Origin of the sequence: Nevskia soli (genome assembly GCF_903970205.1) — a bacterium.
Taxonomy (GTDB): domain Bacteria; phylum Acidobacteriota; class Terriglobia; order Bryobacterales; family Bryobacteraceae; genus Bog-113.
On record NZ_CAJCHS010000133.1, the window covers coordinates 1 to 7,981 of the forward strand.

Sequence of the window (7,981 nt, forward strand, 5' to 3'; positions counted from 1 at the left end):
ATCTCCATCAGGTCGGAGGTTTCAGCGAGGATACGGGCGTAGTCGCGGTTTTCAAGGTTGAGTCCGGCGGGCATCCAAGCTTATTGTAGGAATCCGGAGATTCTATTCAGATCGAAGGGCCTGCAGGGGATCAATCCGGGAAGCCCTGCGCGCCGGCAGGTAAGCCGCTGTCAACGCGACTACACTCAGAATGCCGACCGCGATTGCGATCATCGCTGGGTTCTGTTGAAGAGTCCCTTCCTCGATGGTGGACCTTGGTTGAGTTGAGTTGGGCGGAGTTACAGCGGAAAATTGGGAGGCGTGACGCAATGTTTGGCTCGACGGTATCCAGCAAGTTAGTTCGTGTTTTTGCTCAATACGACGAACGTTCGATTATTCGTCAGAGGCATGGGTCGACAACCGCGGAATGATGACCAATCCGTTCGTCGCGTCGTCTAGGTATCGGGCTCGATTCCGAAGATCGCCAGCGTCTCCTCAACACGCCCGCAACACGCCCGCATTGAGCGCCAGCCGGTAGGGAACTCCGGCCGTGAACGAGAGACTTCTAAGGAACTCGCGCAAAACGGACCGCGCCCCGCGCCGCCAAGCTTTCACGAGTTCCTTTGTGGTTTGGCGGCGCGGGGACGCGCCCTTTGCGCTCTTGAGGAACTCGCGCAAAACGGACCGCGGGATCGCACCCTTTGCGCTCTGAGCTCTTCAAGGCATCAGACCAGTTTCCAGGAGCGAGGTGACTATTCCTCCCGCGGATCTCACCTTTCGAGGGATGATCAGTCCTGTGGCGGAGGCAGGATCGAAGGTGCATCCGCTGTTCCCGAGATGAGATGCGCTTCCGGCATCGTCGTTGACTTCCGCGTAAGTCGTTCCGAAATAGTTGTCGATCGTACCGGAGAAAGTCGGAAGAGTGAATGCGATCGCCAAGCAGCCGAGATGCGTCTCAGGATCTAATCCAGTTGCCGGCGTAACAACGGCGATAAAGGTTCCATCCGGCCGCTCCGCAATATCGAATTCGGTCAGGAACAAAGACCCCTCGTCGTAGCGATTGGCATCCGCCGGCCCACCGAAGGGAGGGCCAAACTCCGACCATGATGAAATAAGCGTCCAATCCGAATCGGTGGGCGCCACTAACGTGTAGTACTGGGGAGGAGATGTCGAATTGGGAGGTGGAAGGCACTCAACAAAAAGATAGATGAGCGAGTCGTGAATCAGAAGGGCGGGCTCGTCAAATGACATGCAGCTTTCGAGCGGGATACCCGCCATGGCGGACAGGTCGGCATTGCCGAACCGCGCGGACAGGACGGGGGTTTGTAAATTGACTGGCGATGTCGCGGCCTTAGCGAGGATAAGGGCGTTGGTATAGGGGTAGAGAGTGCCGTAGAGTATCGTGCCATTCGCCTGGACGCAGTATTGCTGGTGAACTCCATACCAATTGCCAGTCCCGTCCGGCGCTAAATTCATAACCTCGTTTGAGGTGTAGGCATTACCGGAGTTCCTTGAACGATCCTCACAAGACGGCGAATCGATCGGCACGTAGCTTGGTTCGTAGAGAGTTGTTGCGGGGCCCCAGGTCGCGCCTCCATCGTGGCTTGCGACGAGATGAATCGCGATGGCGGGCGTTGTACCCGTTCCGCACGTCGGCCCGGTTGGACTGCACGATTCACCAAAAGAGTAGGCCAACCAGAGACCGGTCCCGGGAAGAAGGGGGTCCCTGCGAATACTCGGATCCGCGAACCCCGATGCAAGACATTCCGTTCCGCACACTGCGGTCTCCGGTACTAACGAGAGACACGCCGCTCCGGCGACTGCGGAGGCGGCCGCATTGGGGCAATTGACCGGCAACGAAGGGCCTCCCGCCGGTGTAAGCGGCAGGACCGATAGGAGCGCAAATGGAACCGTGGAACCGCTGTTGGGACTGCCCGCGCCGACGGCAATGATGTTTCCTACAAGGCCGGACGCGGACGAGGCAAGGGGCGTCCAGTCGTACAGGCGGCCGGCTGCGGCGCTCATTGCACCGCAAGAGAGCGCGCTGCAAGGAAACCCGCTCAGGTTAAACTCGGCTTGTTTCGATGCGCCCGAAGATTTCCATGCAATTAACTGCGCGCCTGTACTGTTGAAAATCTGGCCCGGAGTAGTTGTCACGTCAAAATTGGCGGGTGACAGGAATGTTGCGGGAGCGGTCGTTTCAGGCGTATTCCACGCCTGGCTGTTCTGGGCAACAACGTTGGACGAGAACAGGACCATAGCGGCGAGCGATAACACGCTTCGACGGATAAATGTCATTGGATTTCCCCATAAAGAGACTTAATTTTTGTGATTTATTGAAAAAATACACAAAAATTCTTGCAAGTCCTTCAAAGGATACTTAAAATCCCCGCTCATTTCTATCAGCATCTACTAAAGATTTGTATTTTAACGGCCGTGTGCACCTGGAAGACCGTGCTGCCCCACACAATTGAGCAGAGGAATCGCGATGCAACCCGGATTGCCGGGGCGCAAGAGGGTAGTTGGTTTAGTTGGTTCCCCTTGCGGTGTAACAACGGTTACTCGTAGCGGGTGCTCATGTTCTCGGGAACTCCCCCGGGGATGCGGGCTTAATCGCCGGCCATTGCAGGAATTGAAGCGGAAGGAGAGCGTGGGTTAATGGCGGATAGGGCCGGAACTTATCCGCCGTGATGGCGACGAAGAAGGGTGCACCCGAGGATCTCCGGGTCGTTGAGCTACGTGTTGAGCTACCTGTCGAGGTGCCCGGCCCCGGACAGTTGCGCGTCCGGGTACGAGCGGCGGGAGTGGGTTCGACAGACTTAATGGTCCTGGCAGGAAAGTATCGATATGCGCCAAAATTTCCTTTGGCGCCGGGGTACGAGATCGCCGGTGTCGTGGACGCGATTGGGACCGGTTCGATCGATCGTCTCGTACGTGCCCTGCAGCCCGAGAGTGTCGATCGCGTGTTCGACGCTGTAGGAGGCTCTCCTATCGGTCGTTGCGTTGGAGCGCTTCGGCCGGGCGGGATGTTGGTTGGATTTGGATTCATGGGAGCGTCCGGCGCGCTGTCTCAGCTTGCCCATGTTCGCCAATATTTTCGTGGGAGCGCGCTTGCGGGAACGGCAGGGTAAATTCTACGGGATTACCCTGTTTTATCGGAAAAATCCCAGGCAATTTCGCGAAAATCTGCCCCGGATTTTCGCGCTGCTCGTAGACAAGAAGGTCGACCCGCTGATTAACCGTACGTTCCCGCTTCTGGATGCGAGAAAGGCGCTTGAGCTTTTGGCGGGCGGTTCCATCGAAGGCAAAATCGTACTTAGTAGTAGCTGATGTGAGGGGCCGCGACTACACTTGGAGCACTTTCAGATCAGCAGTCTGTGTAAAAACCGACTCCCTCACGGTCGCGGCTCCGTAACGCGATGAGTCTACCGGGCCTTTTTGCACGGGCTCTTCGGAGTATTCCACTAAGTGCATGTAGTGACCCGGAGAACCTTCCTTTCTCCGGGTCTCTCTAACATACCCGATTGCGGCTGAAGGCTTTACTTAGCGCCGACCTTGAAGGTCGTGCGTGCAGTGCCAATCGGAAATCCGGCTGAAAATGCGGTTACGCCGAATGCGCTGTTCAAAGCAGCGGCCGCGTCGCTCGACAGAGTCACTGCAATGTTACCGATCGATAGGATGTCTTTCTTGGACGGTACTAGAGGTAACGCCAAGGATGGAAGCGCCAAATCAAACAACGTTATTCTACCTACGAGCGTCCCATTCACTACCGCCGCCGCGGTTAACACCGGCGCGCCGCCCGTCGTGTCGATGATGTAGTTGAACACTTTCACGGTCGTGGAACCCGCGGTCAAAGAGAGACCGCCTTCATGAAAGATCTCGGCCTTAGCCGTATCGAGATCGATTTCGCCATCGGTGACCGGGAAAGCCGCCGTGGCGCCGGTAAGAGTGGCCGGCTTTTCGATCGACGGCGTCACGCCAAGACTTGTCAACGCGCTCAGGAAACTACTATCTAAAGCGACATCCGTGGAGCCGGCGACAATTGGGCGCGTGTCGGCGGACGCTAGTACGGGGAAAGAAAAGGCGGCCAGCACCATGGCTGACTGCACCAACAGGGAACGATTCATCGTTTACTTCTCCTTTGAGTTATCGTGGCGCGCCAACTAAGTCGGGCGTCACGCTTGAGCAAACGACATCGGCCGGGTAATCGGATCACTTACCTCGTTAACATATACGCATGTTTGTCCGAACGCGGGTATCGTTTTTCACTATGTCCCGAATGGTTACATTTGGGTTAGTAATCCTGGCCATCTCCCGCGGTGACGCGGCTGAGCCGAACGAGGACGCTCGCGTTCGTGCGCTGGAACAGCGCGTCTCGGCGCTCGAGAGAATCGTTGCGCGTCTTGCCGAGGAGAACGCTCGACTCAGCGCGGCGAGCGCTTCGGCGCAGCCGCTCGACATTCCCGCTACATTTCCCGCTACTTTTCGCGAGGCAGGTGGCGCGGGGACGGCGGACTCCGCGGCGCCCGCGCCGTTATCTGACCCGGTGACCGGGCAGCTCCCGCAGGAACTGCTTCCGAATCTCGGCAAGATCGGCGCTGTTGCCGATTTCATCTCGGGGGCCAACGGGGGAACCTATGGATTACATCCCGGCAGTTATCTCGGTGGATCGGTGCAGTTGCCGTTGGCGCTCTTACCCGGCGGCCGGCTAAGCTATGAGTTTTCAGTAACACTAAGTCAGAGCGCCCGATCTTTACCGGATACTTCAAACGTCGCCCAGGTAGCCAACCTCGCCGTACTCGCGTCGCTACGTCCCGGGCAGACGGCGGCCAATCTTGCGGACGCAGCCGCGGGCACGGGGCCGGCTCCGTTTGCGGTTACCCAACAAGCCAGGTGGCGCGCCCAGACGATTCAGATTGTGCCGGTAGCCTTACGATATAGCTGGACGCGCCTTGACCGCTGGCATCTGCGTCCCTATGCGGTAGTAGGCCTGGGCGCCGACGTCACGACATCCAATCAAACCACGTCCTCGGGCTTACGCGCCAACGCCGCGCTCGACCCCGCGACGGAACAGGCCTTGACTTCTCTTTTCGGCAGCGCGCCATTCACCGGACCATTAATCGGCGGTCAAATTACCAGCTCGAATCAACTCCAGCAGACGCGATTGCCTTCCGGCCAAGGCGGGACGAGCTTAGGAGCGCAGTTCGGTGGGGGGATCGACTGGTTGTTTCCATCCGGACTAACCCTAGGATTAGACGCCCGCGGAAACTGGATTCCGGGAAGCACCATCTACCCGACGCTGGCCGTGCAATGGGGGTGGCGCTTTTGATAGACTCGCGCAAAACGGAGCGCGCCCCGCGCCGCCGGCTTCACGAGTTTCTTTGCGGTTTGGCGGCGCGGGTTCGCGTCCTTCGCGCTTCTAAAACGCGCCGAACAGCAGCTTATGGCCCTTAGCCGCTACACTGCCTCCGGTCGGCTCGTCGGTTATCGCCAGGCCCGTAATGTTATCCGTTCCGCTTAGATTCGGATCGGCAAGCACCGCGAGACCATTGGCTTCCGTCTGCATAATTCCACCGCTTACGATACTCGGGTTCGCTTTGCGAATCAGCCACAATTGGTAGCACTTACCATCCGGGAGGACCGGCAGTTTTTGCGCGACGAGGAACAGCCCGGCCTTCGCACTTACGACTGCCCGGGCCGATCCGTGGCCGGCGCCTGAATCTACCGCGCGTAGCTCGACCGAGCGAAACGGCCCGGAAGCGATCACAGCGAGTAAGCGATCATAATCGCTGCGCTCCGCGCGGTGGTTGCGCACTTCGGAACGAAGCTTTGCGATTTCTTCGGTCTGTTCAGCCGCACTTTTCGAGGCTTCTGAAGCTACTTGCTCCAACCGGCGGTTGCGGTTCTCCAGATCCTGCAATTTAGCCCGCAGATCGTCAAGATGAGCCTGCAGGTTCTGCCGATCGCGATCGGCGACGGCTATGCGCGCGTTCAAGTCGGCCGCGGTTTTCTCCGCAAGGGATTTTTCCTGTTGCGCCTGGGCCAGAGACAGCGCGAGAGAACTGTCGGGGGAAGGCGGCAATTGCCTTTCAACCTGGCGCTTCGGCTCGACTTGCGGGGCGCCGGGGGACAGCTTCGGCGGAACCGAAGTTTGCGCTCGCCTCACCTCACTGTCGAGCAGCGCAACCTGAGCTTTCAGCTGCTGATTCTGTCCCTGCAGCCGGCTTACCTCGCCGTTCCGCTCAATGCTTTCCACGGTTGCATAGATCGCCAGCGCCAGCACAGCGGCTAAACCCCACGCCATGACTCTTCGGCTGCGGGTGCCGACGGCTTGCGCCGGGCGCAACGGCTTCTCGAATCCGTTTCCGAACAAACGGGCCTGCAGCCTGCGCTCGACTCCCGGGGATGGGTGGCGTTCCGGCGCGGACAGAGCAAGCATCGGCAAAATGTCGCTCCATTCCTTTTGGGCAACCCGGCAGGCGCCGCACCCGCTTTGCAGGTGGCGATTCATCTCCGCGCGTTTTTCAGCATCGAGAGCGCCCATTTCAAACAACGCCCAGTCGTCTTCATCCGGACACCCGGTTACCTTCATAATCCGCACCGGGAGTTACGAAGCGCCGTGCGCATCTTAGCGAGTCCGAGTCTCAGCCGCGACTTAACAGTTCCCACCGAAGTATCCAGCTTGCGTGCGAGTTCACTATGTGACAAACCTTCAAAGTAAGCCATTTCAACGACCGAGCGCTGTTCCGGCGGCAGCCTATCCATGGCCTGCACCACGGCGAGGGCCAAGTCCGAATCGGACGAAGCCGCGTTGCCCCCCGGTGCGCGGACGTACGGTTCGATCGGTTCGGTTGCATTCCGGTCATCCTGGTATACGTAAGCGCTTCGCCTTGCGGATTTTCTTTTGTAGTCGAGCGCAAGATTTCGGGCGACGGTGAACAACCACGAAAGCAGCGCCCCACGCGAGTGGTCGTACAAAGGGTAGGATTCCCACAACCGCTGAAAGGTGTCCTGAAGGATTTCCTCGGCAGCCGGCCGGTCGCGGAGGATGCGGATGATCAGCGAAAAGATCCGGACGCTGTACCGCCGATAGAGCAGTAGCAACGCTTCCGGCTCACGCTGGGCGACGCGCTCCAGCAGATCCACATCGCTGGGCTCCGGATAGTCCTTTTGCGCACTCACCAGCATCTGTCAATCGACGTTAACACGCCGTTGTCCGATGATAAATGTCTGGTTTTCGTTTGCCGGAAAGCCGTGGACGCGGCGGCGCTCGATGCTCAGTCAATTATGTCTGGTCAGATCCAACCTCTACGGCGGCGACCTGCGAGACGGCATCCAGCAAATGATTCCAGTTCGTCTTGCCAAGCGCTCGTTTCAGCCCGGCCTGCGCGTTCTCCCAGTAGGGGACCGCGCGGCCGTATTCGCGTTTTCCGGCAGCGGTTAATGAATGACGGGTTTCCCGCCGATCGGTTCCCGTCTCGGAACAAAGCCATCCTTTGCGGCGCAGGGTAGCGAGCGTTCGGGTGAGCGTGGTGCTATCGATCTCGAGAATCGCGGCGAGTTGTTTCTGCGTTATCTCAGGCGCGAGATGCAGGGCCTGCAAGAGAGTGAATTGGGCAAGCTGCAGGCCCGTGGGACGAAGCGCGTCGTCGTAGTAGCGCGTGGCCACTCTGGCCGCCCTGCGGAGACCGGCGCACGCGCAGGGGAGCGGGACCGGCCGCTTTCTCGGTTTTGCGGGATGCCCGCTCTTCCTCACGAACTAATTGTACCTACATCTATCGCAAGCGACCGGCGTGGATTTCATGAAACCGATTACATGTAGATACATCCAAATGCGTAAGAAAGTCAGACCGTGAAGGAAGTCGAGACATGAACTACGAAGGGCCTGCATACTTGGTCCCTGAGATACTTATCGGAACTGTAGCGGTTGCCGCCGTTGCGCTATACGGGCTGCGCCGCGTTTTGAACCGCACCGGCTGGCCGGAAGAGGAGCGGCAGCGGG

The 7,981-nt window shown here is 58.8% G+C and carries 8 protein-coding genes; 3 read left to right on the forward strand and 5 right to left on the reverse strand.

Annotated features, from left to right (window positions below; all coding sequences use genetic code 11):
- Window positions 1-696 precede the first annotated feature (696 nt).
- Entirely contained in the window at window positions 697-2,277 is a 1,581-nt protein-coding gene (locus H1Y01_RS06010) for a hypothetical protein (protein ID WP_180539474.1), read from the reverse strand.
- Window positions 2,278-2,801: 524 nt separating this feature from the next.
- Between H1Y01_RS06010 and H1Y01_RS19940 the strand changes: the two genes are divergently transcribed.
- Window positions 2,802-3,110, forward strand: a complete 309-nt coding sequence (locus tag H1Y01_RS19940; RefSeq protein ID WP_367399772.1) for a hypothetical protein — start codon at window positions 2,802-2,804, stop codon at window positions 3,108-3,110.
- Window positions 3,061-3,309 (forward strand): zinc-binding dehydrogenase, encoded by a 249-nt coding sequence (locus tag H1Y01_RS06020; RefSeq protein ID WP_257644418.1) that lies wholly within the window; start codon window positions 3,061-3,063, stop codon window positions 3,307-3,309. Before H1Y01_RS19940 ends, H1Y01_RS06020 begins: the two co-directional genes overlap by 50 nt.
- A 209-nt stretch (window positions 3,310-3,518) precedes the next feature.
- Here the strand turns inward: H1Y01_RS06020 and H1Y01_RS06025 are convergent, their stop codons facing one another.
- Window positions 3,519-4,106 (reverse strand): hypothetical protein, encoded by a 588-nt coding sequence (locus tag H1Y01_RS06025; protein ID WP_180539480.1) that lies wholly within the window; start codon window positions 4,104-4,106, stop codon window positions 3,519-3,521.
- Between the two features lie 143 nt (window positions 4,107-4,249).
- Between H1Y01_RS06025 and H1Y01_RS06030 the strand changes: the two genes are divergently transcribed.
- Complete coding sequence (locus H1Y01_RS06030; RefSeq protein WP_180539481.1) at window positions 4,250-5,308, forward strand: hypothetical protein; 1,059 nt, start codon at window positions 4,250-4,252, stop codon at window positions 5,306-5,308.
- 90 nt (window positions 5,309-5,398) lie between these two features.
- On the opposite strand, the gene H1Y01_RS06035 is transcribed toward H1Y01_RS06030, so the two are convergent.
- From H1Y01_RS06035 to H1Y01_RS06045, 3 genes are all read right to left on the reverse strand, one after another.
- Window positions 5,399-6,571, reverse strand: coding sequence for an anti-sigma factor (locus H1Y01_RS06035; protein WP_180539483.1), 1,173 nt, complete (start codon window positions 6,569-6,571; stop codon window positions 5,399-5,401).
- On the reverse strand, window positions 6,568-7,161 hold the full coding sequence (locus H1Y01_RS06040) for an RNA polymerase sigma factor (protein WP_219341317.1): 594 nt from the start codon (window positions 7,159-7,161) through the stop codon (window positions 6,568-6,570). The genes H1Y01_RS06035 and H1Y01_RS06040 overlap by 4 nt, the downstream gene beginning before the upstream one ends.
- Before the next feature lie 103 nt (window positions 7,162-7,264).
- The gene (locus H1Y01_RS06045) at window positions 7,265-7,648 is read right to left on the reverse strand and encodes a MarR family winged helix-turn-helix transcriptional regulator (RefSeq protein WP_180539486.1); all 384 of its coding nucleotides are present in this window, start codon (window positions 7,646-7,648) and stop codon (window positions 7,265-7,267) included.
- Between the last annotated feature and the right edge of the window lie 333 nt (window positions 7,649-7,981).

Excerpts from the sequence above, each read along its gene's own strand:
- H1Y01_RS06010 (WP_180539474.1), bottom strand. The coding sequence starts at position 2,277 with ATGACATTTATCCGTCGAAGCGTGTTATCGCTCGCCGCTATGGTCCTG.
- H1Y01_RS19940 (WP_367399772.1), top strand. The coding sequence starts at position 2,802 with ATGGTCCTGGCAGGAAAGTATCGATATGCGCCAAAATTTCCTTTGGCG.
- H1Y01_RS06020 (WP_257644418.1), top strand. The coding sequence starts at position 3,061 with ATGTTCGCCAATATTTTCGTGGGAGCGCGCTTGCGGGAACGGCAGGGT.
- H1Y01_RS06025 (WP_180539480.1), bottom strand. The coding sequence starts at position 4,106 with ATGAATCGTTCCCTGTTGGTGCAGTCAGCCATGGTGCTGGCCGCCTTT.
- H1Y01_RS06030 (WP_180539481.1), top strand. The coding sequence starts at position 4,250 with ATGTCCCGAATGGTTACATTTGGGTTAGTAATCCTGGCCATCTCCCGC.
- H1Y01_RS06035 (WP_180539483.1), bottom strand. The coding sequence starts at position 6,571 with ATGAAGGTAACCGGGTGTCCGGATGAAGACGACTGGGCGTTGTTTGAA.